Below are 21,084 nucleotides of genomic sequence, written 5' to 3'. Positions count from 1 at the left end.
GAGTAAGTGGCAATATCGCAGCAGGGACTGTGTTGTGGTCTACGGCGCCTTTAGAGCGGTACGCGCAGTGCCCCGTCGATGAGTTCGGCCGCCTCGGCCGTACCCGCGCAGTCGCTGCGCACCAGGTACTCGCGCACCGCGCGGAGTCTGTCGCGCAGCCGCTGGGACTCCATCCCCCTGGCCTGCTCGGCCATCTGCACCGCCGTGGCCACCGCTTTGTCGGCGTTCCCCTGGCGCAGTTCGATCTGGCTGAGCATGGCGAGCCGGTGCACCCGGCCCCGGTCGTGCGCCGGAGTGTCCACGGCCGCCATGGCGTGCTCCCCCGCCGCCGTCAGATCGCCGAGGCTGAGCAGCGCCTCCGCCACCTGGACGTTGACCAGTCCCGGCTGGACATAGCCGGTCTCGTCGGGTTCGTATCCGCGTCGGATGCGTTCGGCGGCCTGCTCGGCACGGCGGATGCAGGAGAGGGCGCTCGTGCCGTCGCCGAGGTGTGCGTACGCCTTCGCCTGCATCGCGTACAGGTCGGAGGCGAGCGCCGGGGTGATCTGCCGCCCTGCTGCCCGCAGCGCGGCCTCCGCGAAGGCGACGGCCTGGCGGAACTCCCGCATGAACAGCGACTGGTTGACGAGCAGCGCGATGACGTACGCGCCAAGTCCCCTGTCGTTGCTCGCCTTTGCGAGCCGCAGCGCCTGGTGGAAGTAGCGCTGGGCGAGTCCGTGCGCGTCGGAGTCGTACGCGCAGATGCCCGCGATCGCCACCAACCCGCCAGTCGCGCGGTGCAGTTGGCGGCCGGTGGCGTCGGTGTAGCTGCCGCGCAGCAGCGGGGCGGTCTCGGAGTTGAGGAAGCCGACGATGCGGGTGCGGGTCGCGACGCCGCCGGCCTTGCGGTACATCTGCTCGTAGTGGGCGCGGGCCGCGCGCAGCATCTCGATGTCCGCCATGCTCACCCGGTGCCGGCCGCCGCGCGACACGTCCACGTCGTCCGGTGGGTTCTCCCACTCCCACACCGGCATCACCGCGGGCGTTCCGGTGACCGCGGGCGCCCCGAGGATGTGCGGGCGCTGCTGTTCGTCGGAGCGCCACAGGGCGGTGGCCCGCTCGACGAAGCCGGAGAGGGAGGTGCCGTGCGGGGTGGAGGGTTCGCCGGGTACGCCGAGGCCGATGTCGTCGAGCGTGACGGGCCGGTGCAGGCGGGTCGCGAGCACCTCGCAGATCAGGTCGGGGACCTGGCCCCGTGGGCGCTGGCCCTTCAACCACCTTGCCACGGCGGTGTGTTCGTACCGGAGTGCGAGGCCTCGGGCCCGGCCGGCCTGGTTCACATGTGCGGCGAGTCCCGCGTGCGAGATGCCCGCCTCGTCCAGGATGGCGTCGAGAAGTGTGTTGGGCTGCATGGATGGCCCCCCGGTGACTCGGTGCGGACAGAGTAGTGCGGGTGGGTTCACACGGGGTGTGAACGGAGTGCGTGAATCCGGGGTGTGTGCGCGCTGTTGCGGAGAGTTCCCAACCGGTTGACTGGATTGCCTCGCAAGAGGCCGGCCGGGCCGCCGGCTCCCCCTCGTAAGTGCGGCGGCCTGGCTTTGCGGCGAGAACCGGTGCGACTAGACGCCGTTGTGTTGTGGGTGGTTCGTCGGGTGCGGGTGCGTTGTGGCTGGTCGCGCCCGCGCGGCGGAGCCGCTAATGTCACTGCCCCGCGCCCCTAGGTTGGCACAGTTGGCCTTGCGGTCATTGCGGAGGACGAGTAGGGCGACGTCGTCCGTGGGTGTGCCGCCCGTGTGACGCAGTAACGCCGTGAAGACCGCGCCGAGGACCGACTGCGGTACGGGGGGCGGGTGTTGGGCCGTCACCTCCGCCAGTACATCGGCCAGCGGGAAGAAACCGCCCCGCCCGTCACGCGCGTCCTCCGCCCCGTCCGTGTAGAGGAACAGGGACTCGCCCGGGCGTAGTTGGCCGCAGCGGACGAAGGGCAGTTCCGTCGGCAAGGGGAACGGCCCGAGAGGCGGGAGCGGGTCTGTGCGGGCCATGGGCCGCACTCCTCCCCGGCTCAACCGATACGGCCACGGATGCCCGCAGTTGAGAGCGCGGAGTTCGCCGTCCGTGCCGATCTCCAGCAGCAGTACCGTGACGAACTCCTCGGCCACCGGACTGTCGGGGTCAAGGGCCCCCGTCGACGGGTGTTCCGCGCGGGCGCGTTCGCGGAGGTGGCGGGCGAGGGCGCGGTCGAGGCGGCGTAGGACGCCCTCCAGGTCGGGTTCGTCGTGGGCGGCCTCGCGGAAGCTGCCGAGGACCGCGGCGACCGTGCCGATCGCGGCGATGCCGTGGCCGCGTACGTCACCCATCACGACCCGGACTCCGTGCTCGGTGGCGACCACCTCGTAGAGATCACCGCCCACCACGGCGCCGCGCTCGGCGGAGAGTTGCGCGGCGGCGATGTTCAGGCCGTCGAGTCGGGGTGGGAGCGGGCGGAGCAGCGCGTTCTGGGCGGCGCCCGCGATCCGCCGGATCTCGCGGAGTTCGCGCAGCAGGGAGCGGCGGACCTGGACGATGAGACCGGTGCCGACCGCGAAGAACACCGCGCTGGTGACGATGCGGGCGCCCAGGCCGGTCTGCTGGGCGAGCGGGCAGGTGAGTTTGTAGGTGATCGCTATGGCACCCCACATCGTCGGCAGCCCCAGAGCGAGCGCCCGGCGCAGTGGACGGCGGGCGCGCGGCCTCGGGCGCGGCCTGCGGGGTACCCCAGCCTTGATGCGGATCATGCCTGTGGCCCCCCAAATAGGCCCCGACAGCGCAATCGGACCGACCCCGAAAGGCCGGTCCGATTCTGTCGACCGCATGCCCCGATCGGGCCAGATCGCCCGAACTTCTCACTCGAATGAGTGAGGTGACATGAGACAGGTGCATTTATGCAGGTAGGGGCCGTCCCGATACGGAATCGGCCCCTCCAGCGATCAGCCCCTCAGTACGGCTCCCGTGCGTTCCGCCGCCAACGCCACCGCCGCGTCCCTCGCCGCCGACGCCTCATCGACGGTCAGCGTCCGGTCGGCCGCGCGGAACCGCAGCGCGTAGGCGAGGGACTTCTTGCCCTCGCCCAGCTGCGCGGCGTTGTCGTAGACGTCGAACAGCCGGATGGACTCCAGCAGTTCACCGGCGCCCTCGCGCAGCGCCGCCTCGACGGACGCGTGCGGGACCGGGGCGTCGACGACCAGCGCGACATCCTGCGTGGCGACCGGGAACGTGGAGATCTTCGGGCCCTTGGGGACACCCGACGACGCCAACTCCAGGACGTCCAGGTCCAGTTCCATCGCGCTGGTGCGCGCGGGCAGACCGAGCGTCTTCAGCACACCCGGGTGCAACTCCCCGGCGTACCCGATGACTTGCTCAACACCCTCGACGACGACCGCGAGTTCGGCGCAGCGGCCGGGGTGCCAGGGACCGTACTGGCCCTTGCGTACGAGGAGTTCGGTGCCGGCCTCACGCGCGAGCACCCGCGCCGACTCGACCGCGTCGGCCCAGTCGGACGGTCGGCCCTTGCCCCACCAGCCGGCCTGCTCGCGGGCGCCCGTGAGGACGACGGCCGCGTGCCGGGGCTGGAGCGGGAGCGCCTCGGTGAGGGAGGCGATCTCCTCGTCGGTCGGACGCCGGTCGACGGGGAGTCGTACGGCGATCTTGAGCTCTTCGCGCGGGTGGAAGACCAGCCCGGTCTCGAACAGCGCCAAGTCATGAGAACCCCGGCCGTCGTTGCGGCGCAGCGCACCGAGCAGGCCCGGCAGCAGCGTCGTGCGGAGTGCGGGCTCCTCGTCCGAGAGCGGGTTGACCAGCTTGACGACCTTGCGGTTCGGGTCGTCGGCGGCCAGGCCGAACTGGTCGAAGACGTGCTCGCCGACGAAGGGGTAGTTCGGCGCCTCCACGTAACCGGCACCGGCCAGTGCGCGGCCGACCCGGCGGTGCAGGCGCTGGCGGTCGGTGAGGCCCCGGCCCGCGGGGGGCTTGGGGAGCGTGGAGGGCAGGTTCTCGTAGCCCTCCAGGCGGATGACCTCTTCGGCCAGGTCGTTCGGGTCCGTCAGGTCGGGGCGCCAGGACGGGACGGTGACGATCAGCTCGTCCTGCCCGTACACGTCGCAGCCGACCTCCTGGAGACGCCGTACGACGGTCTCGCGGCCGTACTCGACGCCCGCCACCTTGTCCGGGTGGTTGGCCGGAATGGTGATGGTGTGCGGGGCCGAGGGCGCGATGACCTCGGTGACGCCGGCGTCCGCGGTGCCGCCCGCGAGGAGGACCAGGAGGTCGACCGTGCGCTGGGCGGCGGCCGAGGCGGCCTGCGGGTCGACGCCGCGCTCGAAGCGCTTGGACGCCTCGGAGGCCAGCTTGTGGCGGCGGGCCGTACGAGAGATCGAGAGCGCGTCGAAGTGGGCGGCTTCGACGACGACCTCGGTGGTGGTGCCCTCGGTGTCGTCGATCTCGGTGTTGGCGCCGCCCATGACACCCGCGAGGCCGATGGGGCCGCGGTCGTCGGTGATCACCAGGTCCTCGGCGTCCAGCGTGCGCGTGACGCCGTCGAGGGTGGTGAGCTTCTCGCCCTGGGTGGCCCGGCGCACGCCGATCGGACCCTGGACGCGGGTGCGGTCGTAGGCGTGCAGGGGCTGGCCCAGCTCCAGCATCACGTAGTTGGTGATGTCGACGGCGAGCGAGATCGGGCGCATGCCCGCCTTCTGGAGGCGGCGGGTCAGCCAGAGCGGGGAGCGGGCCTCGGGGTCGAGGCCGGTCACCGTGCGGGCGGTGAAGCGGTCGCAGCCCATCGGGTCGGAGACCTGCACCGGGTAGCCGAAGGCGTTCGGACCCGGTACGTCGAGGAGGGCCGGGTCGCTCAGCGGGAGGCCGTAGGCGGTGGCGGTCTCGCGGGCGACGCCGCGGATCGACAGGGCGTAGCCGCGGTCGGGCGTGACGGCGATGTCGAGGACCTCGTCGACGAGCTGGAGCAGCTCGATCGCGTCGGTGCCGACCTCGTGCTCGGGCGGCAGGACGATGATGCCGTGGGAGCCGTCGTCGCCCATGCCCAGTTCGTCGCCGGAGCAGATCATGCCGTGCGAGGTCTTGCCGTACGTCTTGCGGGCGGCGATCGCGAAGTCGCCCGGCAGCACGGCCCCCGGGAGGACCACGACGACCTTGTCGCCGACGGCGAAGTTGCGGGCGCCGCAGACGATCTCCTGGGGCTCACCGGTGCCGTTGGCCTGGCCGACGTCCACCGTGCAGAAGCGGATGGGCTTCTTGAAGCCCTCCAGCTCCTCGATGGTGAGGACCTTGCCGACGACGAGCGGGCCCTTGAGGCCGTCACCGAGCTGCTCGACGGTCTCTACCTCGAGGCCGACGGAAATGAGCTTGGCCTGGACGTCGCGGCCGGTCTCCGTCGCCGGCAGGTCGACGTACTCCCGCAGCCAAGAAAGCGGGACCCGCATCAGATCTCCATCCCGAACGGCCGGGTGAACCGGACGTCACCCTCGACCATGTCTCGCATGTCTTCGACGTTGTGGCGGAACATCAGCATCCGCTCGATGCCGAACCCGAAGGCGAATCCGCTGTACTTCTCCGGGTCCACCCCGCAGGCCACGAGGACGCGGGGGTTGACCATGCCGCAGCCGCCCAGCTCGATCCAGCCCTCGGAGGAGCAGGTTCGGCAGGGGCGGTCGGGGTTGCCGACGGACTCGCCCTTGCAGACGTAGCAGAGCATGTCCATCTCGGCGGACGGCTCGGTGAAGGGGAAGTAGTTCGGCCGCAACCGGGTCTTCATCTCCGCGCCGAAGAGCGACTGGACCATGTGGTCCAGGGTGCCCTTGAGGTCGGCCATGGTCAGGCCCTCGTCGATGGCGAGGAGCTCGATCTGGTGGAAGACCGGGGTGTGCGTGGCGTCCAGCTCGTCCGTGCGGTACACGCGGCCGGGGCACACGATGTAGACCGGCGGCTCGCGGTCCAGCATGGCGCGGGCCTGCACGGGCGAGGTGTGCGTCCGCAGTACGACACCGGACTCGTCGCCCTCGGTCCCCTTGGGGCCCTGGACGAAGAAGGTGTCCTGCATCTGCCGGGCCGGGTGGTCCGGGGTGAAGTTCAGGGCGTCGAAGTTGAACCACTCCGCCTCGACCTCGGGGCCCTCGGCGATCTCGTACCCCATGGACACGAAGACGTCCGCGACCCGCTCCATGAACGTGGTCAGCGGGTGCCGGGCGCCGGCCGGGACGCGGTCGTACGGCAGCGTGACGTCCACCGCCTCCTCGACCAGGACGCGGGCGTCGCGGTCGGCCTCCAGCTCGGCCTGGCGGGCGGCGAGGGCCTTGTTGACGGCGCCCCGGGCCTGCCCGACGAGCTTTCCGGCCGCTGCCTTGGCCTGCGGGGGCAGCGCGCCGATCTCGCGGTTGGCGAGGGCGAGCGGGGAGGTGCCGCCGGTGTGGGCGACCTTGGCCTCCTGGAGCGCGTCGAGATCACCGGCGGCGGCGAAGGCGGCGAGCGCCTCGTCCCGCATGCGCTCGATCTCTTCCGGTTTCAAGGCCTCGACCTCTACAGGGTCGTACGACTTATTCGGTGCCGACATCTCTTCCCGTGCTTCCGGTTGGCTGGCTGGGGTCCCCGTCTACGGCTCGGAGACGCATCGTCCCTGTCATGGAGACGCAAAGGTGCCAGAGGCCGAGTCTAACGGGGGTGAAGTGTGCGAACGCGCCCGTGGGTGCTCGCTCGGCGCTATTGCAGATACGCCGGGGTGCCCACGGGCAACATAAATCGGAACTCGGCGCCGCCGCCAGGGGCCCGGCCGACCGTGATGGTGCCGCCGTGGGCTTCCACGATGCCCTTGACGATGTACAGCCCGAGTCCGGTGCCGCCGCGCTTGCTGCCCCGCCAGAAGCGGGTGAAGACGCGGTTCATGGACTCCTCCGGGATACCTGGACCCTCGTCGCTCACCGTCACCGATGTGCCGGTTTCCTCCCCCTCACGGGGGGACGCCGAGGCCGTGACGTCGATAGTGACGGTTCCCTCGCCGTGGCGCACCGCATTTTCCAGCAGGTTGCTCAGCACCTGGTCGACCTTGTCGGGGTCGGCCCACAGGTCGGGCAGCGGCTGTTCGACGCGGAGCATGAAGCGGTCGGCGGGCTGACCTGCGGCGACGTACGCCTGGATGTGACGGCCGACGGCCGCGCCTATGTCCACGGGCTGGCGGCGCAGTTCGAGCCGCCCGGAGTCGATGCGGGAGATGTCGAGCAGCTCGGCGATGAGCCGGGTGACGCGGTCGGCGTCGGCGTCGACGGTCTCCAGCATCAGCCGCTTCTGGTCGTCGGTGAAGCGTTCCCACTTGGCGAGCAGGGTCGCGGTGAAGCCCTTGACGGAGGTGAGTGGCGAACGCAGCTCGTGGGCGACGGTGGCGATCAGCTCGGCGTGACTGCGCTCGGTACGGCGCCGCGCCTCGGTGTCCCGCAGCGAGACGACAACGCGACGGACCGGACCGAGCGGTTCCGCACGGACATAGCGCGCGGTGACAAGAACCTCGTGCCCGCCAGGCAGCAGCAGATTCCGCTCCGGCTGTCGCACCCGGATGGCCAACCCCCCATAGGGATCGGTCAGTTGCCACCAGCGGCGGCCCTCCAGGTCCTCTAAGGGGAGTGCCTTCTCCAGCCGCTGTCCGAGGGCGTCGGCGGCGCGGACGGCGGTGATGCGCTCGGCGGCGGCGTTGAAGCAGATGACCTGGCCGTGCTCGTCGGCGACGACCAGGCCGTCGGGCAGTTCGTCGGGGTCGATGCCGAGTCCGGTGAGGTCGTCGTGCCGGGCCGCGGAGGGCCGGGGCACGCCCCGTGCTCCCGGCGCGCTGCTCGTGCCGACAGTCATCCCCGTACCCCACCTCTTCTCATACGGCGCAGGTGGCCCCCGAGCTGGTCACCCTACTAGCTGTCGGTGACGGAACGGCACCCTCCGGAGCCGCGCTGTGCACGGGCAGACGCATACAGACATACGGCGGCAGCGGTGGCCAGGTTCAGGCTCTCGGCCTTCCCGTGGATCGGAACCCGCACGACGGCGTCCGCGAGTGCGCGGGTCTCCTCCGGAAGCCCCCAGGCTTCGTTCCCGAACACCCAGGCGGTGGGCCCGCCCATGGTCCCCTGGTCCAGCTCGTCGTCGAGGTCGTCGGTCCCGGCCCCGTCGGCGGCGAGGATCCGCACCCCGATCTCCTTGAGCCCGGCCACGGCCTGCTCGACGGGCACTCCGACGGCGACGGGCAGATGGAACAGGGATCCCACGGAGGCCCGTACGGCCTTGGGGTTGTAGAGATCGACGGACGCGTCGGTCAGTACGACGGCCTCGGCACCGGCGGCATCGGCGCAGCGCAGTACGGTGCCAGCGTTCCCGGGATCGCGCACGTTGGCGAGGACGGCGACAAGCTTGGGCCGGCCCTTGAGGATCTCCTCGAAGGGGGTGTCGAGGAACCGGCACACTCCGACCAACCCCTGCGGCGTGACGGTGGTGGAGATATCGGCGATCACCTGCTCATCGGCGAGATGCACCCGGGCTCCGACATCACGGGCCTCGCTGATGATGTCCGCGTACCGCTCGGCGGCTTCGACGGTGGCGAACAGCTCGACGAGCGTGTCCTTGTATCCGGCTGCCTCCCGCACGGCTTGCGGCCCCTCGGCAAGAAACAGCCGCTCCTTACTCCGAAAGTTCCGCCGAGCGAGCCGCCGGGCGGCGACGACGCGGGGGGAACGGGGAGAAATGAGCTCGGGACCGTTCGGGGACATGCTCTGCTTCACCTTCAAATCTCAGGACGCGGGGATTCCCCTGGGGTCGCGGGGCTGTATCGATTCGCGGCCCCGCCGCGTGGGCGCGACCAGCAACAAAGGACCCGCAGGATTCAACCTGCGGGCCCTTCAATCACGTCGGCTCAACGCCAGCGCAGCGTCACGCGGCCTTCGGCGCGTTGACGTCGCTCGGCAGCGCCTTCTGCGCAACCTCGACCAGCGCGGCGAACGCACCGGCGTCGTTGACAGCCAGCTCCGCGAGGATCTTGCGGTCGACCTCGATGTTGGCCGCGTTCAGACCCTGGATGAAGCGGTTGTACGTGATGCCGTTGGCGCGGGCAGCCGCGTTGATGCGCTGGATCCACAGCCGACGGAAGTCGCCCTTGCGCTTCTTGCGGTCGTTGTAGTTGTAGACCAGCGAGTGGGTGACCTGCTCCTTGGCCTTGCGGTACAGGCGCGAACGCTGACCGCGGTAGCCGGAGGCGGCTTCGAGGATCGCCCGGCGCTTCTTGTGGGCGTTGACTGCCCGCTTGACGCGTGCCACTTGTTTAACTCCTTGTAGCGGGGCCGTGGTTGGACTCACACGGCCCGGAATCGATGGGGTCCCGGTCCAGACGTACGGCGCTCAACAGGTGCGCCGCGTACGTCACTTGCCGAGAAGCTTCTTGATCTTCTTGGCGTCGCCCGGGGCCATCTCGGCGTTGCCGGTGAGGCGACGCGTCACACGGGACGACTTGTGCTCGAGCAGGTGGCGCTTGCCGGCGCGCTCGCGGAGCACCTTGCCGGAGCCGGTGATCTTGAAGCGCTTACTGGCACCGCTGTGCGACTTGTTCTTCGGCATAGCGCCGTTATCTCCTCGTCGGTGGCGCTCCGATGCCCGGTCGTGAAACCGGGCACGGTGGAGCGTCGCTCTTGTATCGGTTACATCCCTGGACTGACGTCCGGGGATCAGGCGTCGGCGGAAGCCTCGGCCGGGGCCTCGACCTCGTCGGCGATGTCCTCGCCCACGCTGTCCTCGTCCTCGACATCGGACTCCGCGGCGTTCTGCGACTTGCCCGGGTTGGCCTTCGCTTCCGCCTTGCGGGCGGCCTGGGCCTCGCGGGCCTCGGCCATCGCCTCGGTCTTCTTCTTGTGCGGGCCGAGCACCATGATCATGTTTCGGCCGTCCTGCTTCGGGTTCGACTCGACGAACCCGAGGTCCTCGACGTCCGAAGCGAGACGCTGCAGCAGTCGGTAGCCCAGCTCGGGCCTGGACTGCTCGCGACCGCGGAACATGATCGTGATCTTGACCTTGTCGCCCTGCTTCAGGAACCGGACGACGTGACCCTTCTTGGTGTCATAGTCGTGCGGGTCGATCTTCGGCCGGAGCTTCATTTCCTTGATGACCGTGTGCGCCTGGTTCTTGCGCGCCTCACGGGCCTTCATGGCCGACTCGTACTTGAACTTCCCGTAGTCCATGAGCTTGCACACGGGCGGACGGGCGTTCGCCGCGACCTCGACCAGGTCCAGGTCGTATTCCTGCGCAAGCTCCAGGGCCTTAGCAAGCGGCACGATGCCGACCTGCTCGCCACTGGGACCGACCAGTCGCACCTCGGGAACGCGAATCCGGTCGTTGATGCGGGGTTCGGCGCTGATGGATCCTCCTCGGTTAGCACCACACGGCCATCTGGCGGACGGCCGCGTTTGTCTCGATAGACAGACCTAACCGCGCCGAAGCACAAAAAATGCCCCGGACGATCACAAGACGGGGCTCCAAAACACTGCCGGAGCACCGCCGCGATGATCGCGGGGCGCGCTTTCGGGCGACTCCATCGTCCGTACGGAACGATGGCAACCGCCTGACCGGGGGTGACCCGCCGTCCGTGAGGACAGTCAGGTGGGAGATCGGAGCCTCCACTTGTTGGCCGGGCACGCGAGTGCCTGGCCGGTCATCACACAAGGTTAGCAGCAACCCGGGGGTGGTGCGAACCGCCGTACACCGGGCCCTATCGTGTGGGGCATGAGTGACACGCCCCCCGAGTCCCTGAATCCCGACTCCCCCGACTTCGACGCCCTGACCCGCGACATCGCGGAGGTCCCGGCGGTCGAGGTGATCGTGACGGTCGCCGTCAACCTGATGAGCGCCGCCGCGGTGAAGCTCGGTCTGACCGACGAGGGCGACAAGTACAAGGACCTGGACGAGGCCCGCAAGCTGGTCACCGCCCTCGCCGGACTCCTCGACGCGAGCACGACCGAGATCAGCTCCTTCCACGCGGCCCCGCTGCGCGACGGCCTGAAGTCGCTCCAGCTGGCGTTCCGCGAGGCGTCCCTCGTCCGCGACGAGCCGGGCCAGGGCCCGGGCGAGAAGTACACGGGCCCGGTCTACGGCTAGATCATCCTCGTACGTAAAAGGGCTCGCCCGGAGGCGTCGCCCCGGCCGGCAGGACTGCCAGGTCGAGGCCGTGCACCAGGCGGGCCCTCAGCGTCTCCTCGGCCGCGAGCCAACGTGCCACCCCATGGATGCCGGCGGCGTGCGGTACGGCGGGTTCGAAGACCAGGGCGAGGGTGCCGTCCCCCCGGCCGGGGCCGAGGTAGGCACGGAGTACCCCGCGCATGTTGGTGAGCGCGGAGCGGACCGCCGCCGCGACCGCCGGATCGGTGAGCGGGTCCACGCTGGTACGCCCCTCGGCGAGGGCCAGCAGCGCGGGCCCCGACAGCTCGAAGGACACCGGCCCGGCCAGATCCAGCACGATCGTGTCCGCCTTCTCGTGCACGGCGGCCTGCAGCGCCTGGTGCAGCGGTACGGCCACGGGTCGCGCCGCAGGGTCCCAGCGGGCCAGCGAGTCACTGGAGGTGAAGGCGGGCAGCGCGGTGCGACCGCCGGCCTTCAGGGTGGGGACGGCCATGTCACTGGTCTTCTCGCGGCGCAGCCCGTTCTCGTCCGTCTCGACCTCCCCGAGCACGGCCACCACGGGCACGAGCAGCCGGGCGCCCTTGAGGGCCGCAAGGACGGGATCCACGGCGGTACGGTCCTCGGCCCAGGCGGCGAGCGCCGCGCTCAGCGCGGGATCGGCCGAGCCGTCGTCGTCGGAGTAGCCGGAGTCGGGAATGTTCTTGTTCGCCACGGTGACCGACCCTATCGGGGGGATGCTGCTGGGCTTGTGCGGGTCCTGAAACGCAGGAGACACAGGTTTCACACGTTTCTCAGAAAGCGTTGACAGACATCTAACTTCGGTCTCACGGTTCGCACAGTCGCCGCCCCCACGATCGCGGGCATGGAGTCTTCCAGAGCCGCCCGCCGAAACCACCGCGCGCGTCCCTCCCGGCGCCGTCCGCTCCTCTACACCGCCCTCGCCACCGTGGCGATCGTGGGCGGTACGGCGGCCGGAACCGTGTATGTGAAGGCGCAGGCTCACTCCGGCCCCGTATCGTCGTCGCCGACGCCGTCCGCCTCGGCATCGGCGTCTGCATCGGGCAGCGGGGAGGCGACGGTGGAACCGGTGACACAGCCGGCGGTGGACTACGACGCGCTGCTGGCCGACGCCATGAAGGCGGTGACCCCGGCCGGCGACCAGAAGGTGTCGGTCGCCGTGCTCGACGTGGACTCCGGTAAGAGCGCCACGTACGGCAGCGCCGCCTACGACACGGCGAGCATCGTCAAGGTCGACATCCTGGCCGCGCTGCTGCTCCAGGCGCAGGACGCGGGCCGGCAGCTGACGGCGACCGAGAAGTCGTACGCCACCACGATGATCGAGAACAGCGACAACGACTCCGCCACGGCGCTGTGGAACATCATCGGCACGGCGGACGGGCTCGACGCGGCCAACAAGAAGTTCGGGCTGACCGGCACCGAGGGAGGCGACGGGCCGCTCTGGGGGCTGACCCAGACCACGGCCGCCGACCAACTCACCCTGCTCCAGCAGGTGTTCGGGGACGACTCCAAGCTGAGCCCGGCCTCGAAGTCGTACATCCAGGGGCTGATGGGGGAGATAGAGGCCGATCAGCAGTGGGGGGTGTCGGCGGCTGCCGACGGCTCCAAGTGGCGGCTGAAGAACGGCTGGCTCGCGCGGAGCACGACCGGGCTGTGGGACGTCAACAGCATCGGGCGGGTGACGGCCCCGGACGGGCACGAGTACCTGATCGCCGTGCTGTCCAAGGGCAGCACGACACAGAACAAGGGCATCACTCTGATCGAGGCGGCGGCGAAGGCGGGGGTCGCGGCGTTCGCGGCGAGCGACTCTTCTACGTCGGCTTCCGCGTCCGCCAGCGGCTGACTCCCGCCGGCTCTAGAAGCCCTCGGGCCGTCTGCGTCGGCCGCGCCAGAGGACGACCGCCGCGACGAGCAGGACTCCGCCGACACTGCCCGCGAGGGGGCCCGCCCAGTCGGACGTACGGCTGTCGGTCTTGACGGGGTCCGGGCCCGCGCCGAAGTACTTCTTGCCGTAGGCGGCGGCGTGCAGGCTCGTCGGCTTGAGGGCGGCGGCGGCCTTGATCGCGGCGGCAGGGTCGATGAAGCCGAAGCCGCGCGAGTCGTCACGGCCGCCGACCGGGGGGTTGCGGGCGGTGTCCTCGAGGAGCTTCTTGATCTGGGCCGGCGTCAGCCCCGGGTGGGCCGCCTTGACGAGGGCCACCGCGCCCGACACGAAGGCGGACGCGGCGCTGGTCCCCCAGCCCTCGTAGTACTTGTGGTCCGGGTCGGCGATGACGACGTTCACGCCGGGTGCGCTGACCGTGGCGTACCAGCGGCGGGTGGAGAAGGAGGCGCGGGTGCCGTAGCGGTCCACGGCGGTCGCGGCGATCACGCCCGGGTAGGCGGCCGGGTAGGAGACGTGGTCGCCCTTCTCGCCGCCGTTGCCGGCGGAGGCGACGACGGCGACGCCCTTCTTCAGGGCGTACTGCACGGCCTCGTCCTCTGCGGGCTCGGGGTGGGCGGAGGCGGAGTCGTCGCCGAGGGAGAGGTTGATGACGTCGGCGCCGTGGTCGGCGGCCCAACGGATGCCGTCCGCAAGGGCGTTGCCACGGGTGGTGCGGGCCTTGCTGCGCGCGGAGTCGCCGTCTTCGAGGATCACCCGGACGGGCAGGATCTTCGCCTCCGGGGCGACACCCTCGACGCCGTCCTCGTCACCCGGGCCATGTCCGTGCCCGGCGATGATGCCGGCCATGGCGGTGCCGTGGCGGGCCCAGGCCCGGTCGCCCGGCTTCGCACCGAAGCCGACCATGTCCTTGCCGGTGAGGACGTTGCCGACGAGGTCGGGGTGGTCGGCCTCGACGCCGGTGTCGAGGACGGCGACGGTGATGCCCCTGCCCTTGGTGGTCCCCCAGACCTCCTGGGTGTGCATGGCCTCCAGGGCCCATTCCTGGGCGCGTATGCCGTCGGCGTGCGCGACGGTGGACGGGACCAGGGCGAGGGAGGCGGCCAGGAGGACGCTCACCAGCCCGGCGCGGCGGGACGTGACACTCATGAGTTCCCCTCCGAGGCCTTCGAACTCTCCGCGGTCCCCGACGTCTTGGACGTCTCCGAGGCCGAGGCCCCGGAAGGTGAGTCGACGGTCTTGCGCAGGCTCCGCTCGACCCGGTCCGCGAGCCCCTGCGCCTCATTGCCGAGACCCGACTGCGAGGGGGCCGTGGTAGAGCCGGACGTTACGGCTTCGTCGGCGGGTTCGGGCGCGTCGACGGTACGGCCGTCCGCCCAGCCGGAGACGGCGTAGACGACGACCGGCGCGTCGGTGAGGACGGAGACCGTCCAGGCAGCCCGTTGTTTGTCGCCGAAGGCTGCGGCGTCGGTGCCCTTCGCGGCGTACGGGCGGGGCAGGAGGTCGGTCCTGTCGCCGAGCTTCTCGTTCTTGAACCGGGTGGACAGCGAGGTCATCGCGGCGGTGTCGGCCTTGGTGAAGAGGAGTCCGACCGTCGTGACATAGCTCTGGGTGGCGTCGGTGTAGGTCGCGCGCAGGAGCCGCTGGCAGCCGACCGGGGCGAGCACCTTGCTCAACAGCGGGTCGAAGGCGCCCGTACAGCCGGTGTCCGGCGCCACGGCGATCCGGGTCCAGGTGCGGTCGGCGCCGCCGGGACCCGCGCCTTGTCCTTGGACGGTGGGCGGAAACAACTGGTCCACGGGCACGCTGTGCCACAGCTGCCCGGCGGCGGCGAAGGTGCTCGCACCGCCGTCGTCCCCGTCGTCCCCGGTGAGCCAACTCCCGGTCACCGCACCGCCGATGAGCCCGAGACCGAGCACGACACAGGCGGCGACAGCGGCGGTACGGGACCGTATCCGCGCCCCCAACGGCCGCGGCCGCACCCGCTCGTCGTACCCCTCGGGCTCCCCGAACGACACAACGGGCCGCCCACCGCTCGGGGTTACCGGCGCGCTCCAGGAAAAGGCGGGATCGGGACCGGGGTTGCCTCCGGGCCGCGGCATCTCGGAGGCGGGGCGGACGGGGGTACCGGGGGCGGCGGGTGACCAGGCGCTGGTACCGGTGTCGTCGGAGGCAGGGGCCGGGACGGGCTGAACTGGGCTATTGGGAGCGGCAGATACCCAAGGGGCGGTGCCGGGGGTGTCGTCGGCGGGCCGAACCGGGTTGCTGGGAGCAGCAGTTGACCAGGAGCGGGTGCTGGACGAGTCGTCGGCCGACGGAACTGGCTTGCTGGGAGGGGCCGGTGACCAGGTGCCGGTGCCAGTGCCAGTGCCTTCGGCGGTGGGCGCTGCGGGGCCGGCGGGCCGGGGCCCGGCAGTGCCGGTACCGGAGGATGGATACGGCGCACCGGCACCGGAAGGCGACCACACACCGCGCGGGGGCGCACCGTCAGTGGGATCCGTGAACGATTCACCCCGCCAAGGGGCGCCGGAGGACGGTGGCCTCAGCCGAGAGGTGCCATCCGACGGTTCCTCGGGAGTGGCAGCCGGACGCGACGGGGGCGTCGCCGGGCGGGCGGGGGTGTCACGTTGCCGGTCCCCGGGCTGCGGTGAGGCCTCGGTCGCGGGGCGCGACGAGCCGGCGGGGCCGGGAGACGCCGCGGGGCGGGGCGGGACAGGGGAACTGGGGGGCGTCGAGGGGCGGGACGGGTCCTGGCGTGGTCGGTCGGACGACTGACGTAGAGCCTCGCCCGCAGGGCGGGGCGGAACAGGAGAACTGACAGGAGCCCCTGGGCGGGCCGGCTCCTGCCACAACCGGTCGGACGACTCACGCGGAGCCTCGCCCCCAGGGCGGGGCGGCACAGCGGAACCGGGAGGCGCCGTCGGCCGGGACGGCTCCTGGCGCAGTCGCTCAGGGGCCTCGCGCGGAGCCTCGCCCCCAGGGCGCGGGGGGACGGTAGAGCTGGGAGGCGTCGCCGGCCGGGACGGCTCCTGGCGCAGTCGCTCAGGGGCCTCGCGCGGAGCCTCACCCGCAGGGCGCGGGGGGACAGCCGGGCGCGGCGGGGTGTCGGGGGCCGTCGGCGGGGTCGGGTGGAGGGGTGTGCTCGTTTCCGGCCTGCTTGGCCGGGGTGCTTCGCCGGCGCCCGTCGCCGTCGTGGGCCGGTGGGGTGGCCGGGGCGGGACGGTACCGGGTCGTTCGGGGTTCGCGCGGCGCGGGTCGGTCGCGGATGGCGGCGGGGTGTCCGGGAAGCGTGCCGAGGCCGGCGGCGGGGGCGGGCTCACCGTCTCGGCGGCGAAGGGCGCGAAGGGCCGAAGACCGGGGAAGCGCGGCCGGGTGTCGGAGGAGCCGGCTGCCGACGCGCCAACAGAGCCTGAACCGCCCCTAGTTCCAGCCCCGGCCCTGGACCCGGACCCAGTTCCAGCTTCGGAACCAGTCCCAGGCCCAGTCCCAGCCTCAGACCCGGCCCTGGCCCCAGCTCCGGCCCTGCCTCCGTGTCCATCTCCGGTCTCGGAGCCCGTCCCGGACCCAGCCCCAGCCCCGTTGCGGGCCCCCGCCCTGTCGCCCGCGAAGCCGCCACTCGCAAAGTTCTCAAAATTCGCGAAGCTCTCGAAGCCACCGCTCCTGAAGCCGTTGCCCTCAGACACCCCGCGTGCGTCAGTGCCGTTGCCCGGACGCACCGTGCGCGCCTCGAAGTCGTTGCCGGGAGAAACCGAACCCCCCTCGCCCTTGTTGCCCGGAGCCACAGCCCGGTCCGTCTCCGAACCGTTTCCCCGGAAGTCGGCGCCCGCGTCGGCCCCGCCGCTCCGCCGGGCCGCGCGTCTCGCGTTGCCGCCCTCCCACCACCCCGTACCGGGCTGGTCGCCACCCCAGGTCACCCTGCCGCTACCGCTCTCGGCCGAGGCCCCCGCTCCGCCCTGCACGTCCGACTGCTCCTGCGCATCCTGCGTACCCGACACCGGCGGAACTGGCGGAACTGGCGGAACTGGCGGAACCGACGGAACCGGTGGAATCGGACCCCGCCCCGAACCCGCCCCCGAAGCGGCCCCGGAAGATCCCCCGGCGCCGGAGTACGGTCCGTCCAAGTCTTCGCCTGTTGTGTCGTTCACGGACTGCGTCGAACTCCCCGAAGGGGCCTGCGGCGAGGTGGGATGTGGCGGTACGGGGGCGCGCCGCGCTTCCGTGCTCATGCACCCCCCGTTTCCTCGTACCCGGGCCACCGTTTGTTCGTATGCGGGCCGGTGTTCTCCTGCCCTTGTTCGTATACGCACCGGCGTCCACCGCGCCTCACCCGGCACGCACACAAAAAAACAAAAGTCGTCCCGGGCACGCATACCCGCCTCGGCGGACCGCCATCCCGGGCGCGGTCGAACGACCGGCGGCATTTCCTCCGTGCGTGCGCGTCACTCTACGGGTTGCCCCCGCTCGGACGGGAACCAGTCCACAGCCCCGGGGCTTCTGCCCGGAACGTCCCCCTACCCTGCGGTAATCCTGTCTGGCAGGCTGCCTTCATGACTGCGCGCGCCGCCGACCGGGCCCGTTACGACCGGGCCACCGCCCACCTCGACGCCCCTGTTGCGATCGTCGACCTGGACGCCTTCGATGCCAACGCGGACGACCTCGTCCGCCGGGCCGGCGGCAAGCCGGTCCGCGTCGCCAGCAAGTCCGTCCGCTGTCGAACCCTCCTCGAACGCGTCCTGGCCAGGGAGGGCTTCGCGGGCCTGATGTCCTTCACGCTGGCCGAGTCGCTGTGGCTCGCCCGTTCCGGCTTCGACGACGTCCTCCTCGCCTACCCCTCCGCCGACCACGCCTCCTTCGCCGAACTGACCGGCGACCCCAAGCTCGCCGCCGCCGTCACCGTGATGATCGACGACCCGGCCCAGCTCAAGCTCATCGACGACTCACGCGCCGGCGGCACCGAAGTGGTGCGCGTCTGCCTGGAGTTGGACACCGCGCTGCGGATGCTCGGCGGCCGGGTGCGCATCGGCGCGCTCCGCTCCCCCCTCCGCTCCCCCGCCCAACTCGCCGACATCGCAAGGACGGTGTCGCGTCGCCCCGGCTTCAAGGTCGTCGGGATCATGGCCTACGAGGGCCACATCGCCGGCGTCGGCGACTCCGTCGCGGGGCGGCCGTTCCGCTCCCGCGCCATCCGGCTGATGCAGGCCACCGCGAAGCGTGAACTCGCCGAGCGGCGCGCGGAGGTGGTGCGGGCGGTGCGGGCCGTCGTACCGGATCTGGAGTTCGTCAACGGCGGTGGCACCGGCAGTGTCCAGTACACCGCCGCCGAGGACTCCGTGACCGAGATCGCGGCCGGCTCCGGGCTGTACGTGCCGCGCCTCTTCGACAACTACACGTCGTTCACCGCCCGTCCGGCCGCGCTCTTCGCCCAGCCCGTCGTACGGCGTCCGGGCGTCGGCGTGGTCACCGTCCTCGGCGGCGGCTACCCCGCCTCCGGCGCCGCTGGCCCCGACCGGCTCCCGGTGCCGTACCTTCCGGAGGGACTGCGCTACGACCCCCAGGAGGGTCCCGGCGAGGTGCAGACGCCGCTGCTCGGCTCCCCCGCCGACGATCTGCTCATCGGCGACAAGGTGTGGTTCCGGCACGCCAAGGCCGGTGAACTGTGCGAGCGGTTCGACTCGTTGCACCTGATCGAGGGTGACCAGGTGACGGCCACCGTCCCGACCTACCGGGGCGAGGGCATGACCTTCCTGTGACGGCCGATGGGGCCCGTCGGGTCAACTGCCCCCGCTCCGGCGGGGGTTCACGGCTTACATCGGAGTGACGTACGCCCCCGAGATACCGCCGTCGACCAGGAAGTCGGCGGCGTTGACGAACGACGAGTCGTCGCTCGCCAGGAACGCGACGGCGGCGGCGATCTCGGTCGCCTCGGCGAAGCGGCCGACCGGGATGTGGACCAGGCGGCGCGCGGCCCGCTCCGGGTCCTTGGCGAACAGCTCTTGCAGCAAAGGGGTGTTGACCGGTCCCGGGCACAGCGCGTTGACGCGGATGCCCTCGCGGGCGAACTGCACGCCCAGTTCACGGGACATCGCCAGCACACCGCCCTTGGAGGCCGTGTAGGAGATCTGCGAGGTCGCCGCGCCCATCCGCGCCACGAAGGACGCCGTGTTGATGATGGAGCCCCTGCCCTGACGGCGCATGTACGGGATCGCGGCCTTGCAACACAGGTACACAGACGTCAAGTTGACGTCCTGGACGCGCTTCCAGGCCTCCAGGCCGGTGTCGAGGATGGAGTCGTCGTCGGGCGGCGAGATGCCCGCGTTGTTGAAGGCGATGTCGACGCTGCCGTAGGTGTCGAAGGCGGCCTTGAAGAGCGCCTCGACCTGCTCGGGGTCGGTGACGTCGACCTTCACGAAGAGCCCGCCGACCTCGTCGGCCGCCGCCTTGCCGTGGGTCTCGTCGATGTCGCCGCAGACGACGTTGGCCCCCTCGGAGGCGAGCCGGCGCGCGGTGGCGAGACCGATGCCGCTGCCGGCTCCGGTGATGACGGCGGTACGGCCGACGAGTCGCCGGCAAACAATCTCTGAGGTCACTGTGCGGGGCCCTCCGTGCTGGTGGAGACATTGGTGGTGGAGACGTTGGTGGTCGAGACGTCGCTGATGAAGACGTTCTTGGTTTCGGTGAAGGCGGTGAGCGCGTCCGGGCCGAGTTCGCGGCCGATCCCCGACTGCTTGAAGCCGCCGAAAGGGGTCCAATAGCGGACGCTGGAATGGGAGTTGACGGACAGGTTGCCGGCCCGGACGGCCTTCGAGACGCGCAGGGCGCGGCCGACGTCCCGGGTCCAGATGGAGCCGGAGAGGCCGTAGTCGGTGGCGTTGGCGAGGGCGATCGCCTCCGCCTCTTCCTCGAAGGGGAGGACCACGGCGACGGGGCCGAAGACCTCCTCGACGGCCACGCGCGCGTGCGGGTCGACGCCCGTGACGACGGTGGGCGGGAACCAGAAGCCGGGGCCCTCGGGCGCTGTGCCGCGGATGCCGGCCAGGTCGTCGGTGACGTACGAACGGACGCGCTCCAGCTGGACCTTGGAGATCAGCGGGCCCATGTCCGTCTTCTCGTCGGCCGGGTCGCCGACCGTGACCCCTTCGATCGCGGGGGTCAGGAGGTCCAGGAAGCGGTCGTAGACGCTGCGTTGGACGAGGATGCGGGTGCGGGCGCAGCAGTCCTGGCCGGAGTTGTCGAGGAAGGACATGGGGGCCGCCGCCGCGGCTGCCTCTATGTCGGCGTCGGCGAAGACGATGTTGGGGCTCTTGCCGCCGAGTTCGAGGGTGACGCGCTTGAGGAGTTCGGAGCCCTTCGCCAACACCTGTTTGCCCACGGCAGTTGACCCGGTGAACACGATCTTCGCGACGCCGGGGTGCTCGACGAGCGCGGTGCCCGCGACGGGGCCGTGGCCCGGCAGCACCTGGAACAGCCCCTCGGGAAGGCCTGCCTCCAGGGCGAGTTCGGCCAGTCGGAGCGCGGTGAGCGGGGTCGTCTCGGCCGGTTTGAGGATGACCGCGTTGCCCGCCGCGAGCGCTGGGGCGGTGCCCCAGGCGGCGATCGGCATCGGGAAGTTCCAGGGCGCGATCACACCCACCACGCCCAGCGGTTCGAGGATCGTGACGTCCAGGCCGCCCGCGACCGGGATTTGACGACCCGTCAGCCGCTCCACTCCCCCGGCCGCGTAGTCGAGGAGATCCCGGACGTTGCCGGCCTCCCAGCGGGCGTTGCCGACCGTGTGCCCCGCCTCGCGCACTTCCAACTGGGCGAGTTCTTCGAGGTGTTCGTCGACCGCGGTCGCGAAGCGGCGCAGCAGACGCGCCCGGTCGGCGGGCGGGAGCGCGGCCCACTTCGTCTGGGCCCGGGCGGCGCGTACGACGGCGGCGTCCACGTCGGCCGCGGTGGCGGCCGGGACGGTGGCGATGACCTCCTCGGTGGCGGGGTTCAGTACGTGCAGCGGGTGCTCGGCAGGCAAGGGGGTCCTCACAGGCGTT

General features: G+C 71.0%; 16 protein-coding genes and 1 pseudogene. 3 read left to right on the top strand and 14 right to left on the bottom strand.

The window, feature by feature from the left end; translation table 11 throughout:
- Positions 1 to 50: 50 nt before the first annotated feature.
- The 9 genes and pseudogenes from ACFXC1_RS25025 to infC all read right to left on the bottom strand — a co-directional run bounded on the left by ACFXC1_RS25025 (position 51) and on the right by infC (position 10,425).
- Positions 51 to 1,391, bottom strand: a complete 1,341-nt coding sequence (locus ACFXC1_RS25025) for a transcriptional regulator (RefSeq protein ID WP_200714455.1) — start codon at positions 1,389 to 1,391, stop codon at positions 51 to 53.
- Positions 1,392 to 1,598: 207 nt separating this feature from the next.
- Positions 1,599 to 2,753 carry a PP2C family protein-serine/threonine phosphatase gene (locus ACFXC1_RS25020; RefSeq protein WP_381245955.1) on the bottom strand — a complete coding sequence of 385 codons (1,155 nt, stop codon included), beginning with the start codon at positions 2,751 to 2,753 and terminating at the stop codon, positions 1,599 to 1,601.
- Positions 2,754 to 2,945: 192 nt separating this feature from the next.
- Positions 2,946 to 5,450 carry a phenylalanine--tRNA ligase subunit beta gene (pheT, locus tag ACFXC1_RS25015; protein ID WP_381245954.1) on the bottom strand — a complete coding sequence of 835 codons (2,505 nt, stop codon included), beginning with the start codon at positions 5,448 to 5,450 and terminating at the stop codon, positions 2,946 to 2,948.
- A complete protein-coding gene (pheS, locus tag ACFXC1_RS25010; RefSeq protein WP_019066264.1) occupies positions 5,450 to 6,577 on the bottom strand; it encodes a phenylalanine--tRNA ligase subunit alpha in 1,128 nt (375 codons plus the stop codon). The genes pheT and pheS overlap by 1 nt, the downstream gene beginning before the upstream one ends.
- A 146-nt stretch (positions 6,578 to 6,723) precedes the next feature.
- Positions 6,724 to 7,860 carry a sensor histidine kinase gene (locus ACFXC1_RS25005; protein ID WP_381245952.1) on the bottom strand — a complete coding sequence of 379 codons (1,137 nt, stop codon included), beginning with the start codon at positions 7,858 to 7,860 and terminating at the stop codon, positions 6,724 to 6,726.
- A 56-nt stretch (positions 7,861 to 7,916) separates the two neighbouring features.
- The gene (locus ACFXC1_RS25000) at positions 7,917 to 8,765 is read right to left on the bottom strand and encodes a TrmH family RNA methyltransferase (RefSeq protein WP_381245950.1); all 849 of its coding nucleotides are present in this window, start codon (positions 8,763 to 8,765) and stop codon (positions 7,917 to 7,919) included.
- Between the two features lie 160 nt (positions 8,766 to 8,925).
- Positions 8,926 to 9,309, bottom strand: a complete 384-nt coding sequence (gene rplT / locus ACFXC1_RS24995) for a 50S ribosomal protein L20 (RefSeq protein ID WP_019066261.1) — start codon at positions 9,307 to 9,309, stop codon at positions 8,926 to 8,928.
- Positions 9,310 to 9,411: 102 nt separating this feature from the next.
- Positions 9,412 to 9,606: a 50S ribosomal protein L35 gene (gene rpmI, locus ACFXC1_RS24990; RefSeq protein ID WP_019065473.1), complete on the bottom strand. Its 195-nt coding sequence runs from the start codon at positions 9,604 to 9,606 to the stop codon at positions 9,412 to 9,414.
- A gap of 107 nt (positions 9,607 to 9,713) precedes the next feature.
- Positions 9,714 to 10,425 (bottom strand): annotated as a pseudogene (gene infC / locus ACFXC1_RS24985) (translation initiation factor IF-3).
- 339 nt (positions 10,426 to 10,764) lie between these two features.
- Here infC and ACFXC1_RS24980 point away from each other — a divergent pair.
- The gene (locus tag ACFXC1_RS24980) at positions 10,765 to 11,136 is read left to right on the top strand and encodes a DUF1844 domain-containing protein (RefSeq protein WP_381245948.1); all 372 of its coding nucleotides are present in this window, start codon (positions 10,765 to 10,767) and stop codon (positions 11,134 to 11,136) included.
- Position 11,137: 1 nt separating this feature from the next.
- Here the strand turns inward: ACFXC1_RS24980 and ACFXC1_RS24975 are convergent, their stop codons facing one another.
- Positions 11,138 to 11,869 carry an SseB family protein gene (locus ACFXC1_RS24975; RefSeq protein ID WP_381245946.1) on the bottom strand — a complete coding sequence of 244 codons (732 nt, stop codon included), beginning with the start codon at positions 11,867 to 11,869 and terminating at the stop codon, positions 11,138 to 11,140.
- Between the two features lie 150 nt (positions 11,870 to 12,019).
- Between ACFXC1_RS24975 and ACFXC1_RS24970 the strand changes: the two genes are divergently transcribed.
- A complete protein-coding gene (locus ACFXC1_RS24970; RefSeq protein WP_381245945.1) occupies positions 12,020 to 13,018 on the top strand; it encodes a serine hydrolase in 999 nt (332 codons plus the stop codon).
- 12 nt (positions 13,019 to 13,030) lie between these two features.
- On the opposite strand, the gene mycP is transcribed toward ACFXC1_RS24970, so the two are convergent.
- Complete coding sequence (mycP, locus tag ACFXC1_RS24965) at positions 13,031 to 14,206, bottom strand: type VII secretion-associated serine protease mycosin (protein WP_381245943.1); 1,176 nt, start codon at positions 14,204 to 14,206, stop codon at positions 13,031 to 13,033.
- On the bottom strand, positions 14,203 to 15,075 hold the full coding sequence (locus tag ACFXC1_RS24960) for a hypothetical protein (RefSeq protein ID WP_381245941.1): 873 nt from the start codon (positions 15,073 to 15,075) through the stop codon (positions 14,203 to 14,205). Before ACFXC1_RS24960 ends, mycP begins: the two co-directional genes overlap by 4 nt.
- 2,529 nt (positions 15,076 to 17,604) lie before the next feature.
- Between ACFXC1_RS24960 and ACFXC1_RS24955 the strand changes: the two genes are divergently transcribed.
- Positions 17,605 to 18,807, top strand: coding sequence for an amino acid deaminase/aldolase (locus ACFXC1_RS24955; RefSeq protein WP_381245939.1), 1,203 nt, complete (start codon positions 17,605 to 17,607; stop codon positions 18,805 to 18,807).
- Between the two features lie 54 nt (positions 18,808 to 18,861).
- Here ACFXC1_RS24955 and ACFXC1_RS24950 read toward each other — a convergent pair whose 3' ends face one another.
- Both ACFXC1_RS24950 and ACFXC1_RS24945 read right to left on the bottom strand, forming a co-directional pair.
- Positions 18,862 to 19,644: a 3-oxoacyl-ACP reductase gene (locus tag ACFXC1_RS24950; protein ID WP_381245938.1), complete on the bottom strand. Its 783-nt coding sequence runs from the start codon at positions 19,642 to 19,644 to the stop codon at positions 18,862 to 18,864.
- Positions 19,641 to 21,065 (bottom strand): aldehyde dehydrogenase family protein, encoded by a 1,425-nt coding sequence (locus ACFXC1_RS24945; protein WP_381245936.1) that lies wholly within the window; start codon positions 21,063 to 21,065, stop codon positions 19,641 to 19,643. The genes ACFXC1_RS24950 and ACFXC1_RS24945 overlap by 4 nt, the downstream gene beginning before the upstream one ends.
- Positions 21,066 to 21,084 lie beyond the last annotated feature (19 nt).

Origin of the sequence: Streptomyces hokutonensis (assembly GCF_042751305.1) — a bacterium.
Classification (GTDB): domain Bacteria; phylum Actinomycetota; class Actinomycetes; order Streptomycetales; family Streptomycetaceae; genus Streptomyces; species Streptomyces hokutonensis_A.
The sequence above is the reverse complement of the archived record's forward strand: the minus strand, read 5'-3'. Positions and strand labels throughout refer to the sequence as shown.

Bases quoted from the DNA above. Each gene is read 5' to 3' on its own strand.
- ACFXC1_RS25025 (WP_200714455.1), bottom strand. From the start codon at position 1,391: ATGCAGCCCAACACACTTCTCGACGCCATCCTGGACGAGGCGGGCATC.
- ACFXC1_RS25020 (WP_381245955.1), bottom strand. From the start codon at position 2,753: ATGATCCGCATCAAGGCTGGGGTACCCCGCAGGCCGCGCCCGAGGCCG.
- pheT (WP_381245954.1), bottom strand. From the start codon at position 5,450: ATGCGGGTCCCGCTTTCTTGGCTGCGGGAGTACGTCGACCTGCCGGCG.
- pheS (WP_019066264.1), bottom strand. From the start codon at position 6,577: ATGTCGGCACCGAATAAGTCGTACGACCCTGTAGAGGTCGAGGCCTTG.
- ACFXC1_RS25005 (WP_381245952.1), bottom strand. From the start codon at position 7,860: ATGACTGTCGGCACGAGCAGCGCGCCGGGAGCACGGGGCGTGCCCCGG.
- ACFXC1_RS25000 (WP_381245950.1), bottom strand. From the start codon at position 8,765: ATGTCCCCGAACGGTCCCGAGCTCATTTCTCCCCGTTCCCCCCGCGTC.
- rpmI (WP_019065473.1), bottom strand. From the start codon at position 9,606: ATGCCGAAGAACAAGTCGCACAGCGGTGCCAGTAAGCGCTTCAAGATC.
- ACFXC1_RS24980 (WP_381245948.1), top strand. From the start codon at position 10,765: ATGAGTGACACGCCCCCCGAGTCCCTGAATCCCGACTCCCCCGACTTC.
- ACFXC1_RS24970 (WP_381245945.1), top strand. From the start codon at position 12,020: ATGGAGTCTTCCAGAGCCGCCCGCCGAAACCACCGCGCGCGTCCCTCC.
- mycP (WP_381245943.1), bottom strand. From the start codon at position 14,206: ATGAGTGTCACGTCCCGCCGCGCCGGGCTGGTGAGCGTCCTCCTGGCC.
- ACFXC1_RS24955 (WP_381245939.1), top strand. From the start codon at position 17,605: ATGACTGCGCGCGCCGCCGACCGGGCCCGTTACGACCGGGCCACCGCC.